This is a genomic window from Brevibacillus sp. MCWH (genome assembly GCF_013096935.1).
GTDB classification, from domain to species: Bacteria; Bacillota; Bacilli; order Brevibacillales; family Brevibacillaceae; genus Brevibacillus; species Brevibacillus aydinogluensis.
The window spans coordinates 1-773 of record NZ_SDLF01000070.1 but is presented as its reverse complement, the minus strand read 5'-3'; the positions used below and the strand labels follow the sequence as shown (position 1 = coordinate 773).

The 773-nt window shown below is 48.3% G+C and carries 1 protein-coding gene; it reads right to left on the bottom strand.

The genetic code is table 11. From position 1 onward, the window contains the following. Nucleotides 1-773, bottom strand: a 773-nt coding sequence (locus tag ETC00_RS19390; protein ID WP_171567691.1) for a transposase, incomplete at both ends; no start/stop codon positions are given.

The window sequence follows — 773 nt, the reverse complement described above, 5'->3', positions numbered from 1 at the left end:
AGGTAATCCGCCCAAATATGACGACTGACTCGCTTCACAGCCTCCCGGCTCTCTGTACACAGGGGGCGGAATGGGCAATGGTTGCATTCGCCTGGGTCGGAACGGTACATACGGTAGCCGTCACGAGTAGTGGTTTCGTAGGTAAGAACCTGTCCGGCAGGACAGATGTAGCAATCAAAGTATTCATCATACACGTATTCATGCTTTCGAAAAAACCCTTCCTTCGTGTGAGGACGGGTGTAGGGCATCACTGGGCGAATTCCTTCATCCAACAGGCACTTGCTAATGTAAGGCGTTTTATATCCGGCGTCTACTGCCACGGCATCCGGTTTTCCTACACGTTCCACGGCTTGTTCGAAAACATCCGAAAAGGCCTGACTGTCATGAACGTTAGCCGCCGTCACCACGGCACTGACTACAAAGCCATGTTGGTCGCTTGCTGCATGAAACGAATACGCAAACGTTTGCTCCTTTTCGTTTTTGACAAACCAGCCGCTGTCGGGATCGGTACTGCTTTGTTTCACCTCCTTCCATGTTGTTTCAGTCTTTTTTGGTAATGGCTTCTTTCCATGCTCTACGCGATCCTGGTTCAATTCTTCTTCAAGGAGTTCCTGATACTTCTTCCGCTCTTCTTGGACAAGTTGTTTGATGTATTTGTTCTTGTTCGCACTGGCTTTTACATGGGTGGAATCAATATACAGGACCGAGGGATCTACAAATCCATGATGGCAAGCCTCCTCGAGAATACGAGTAAAAATCTTTTGAAACAGATC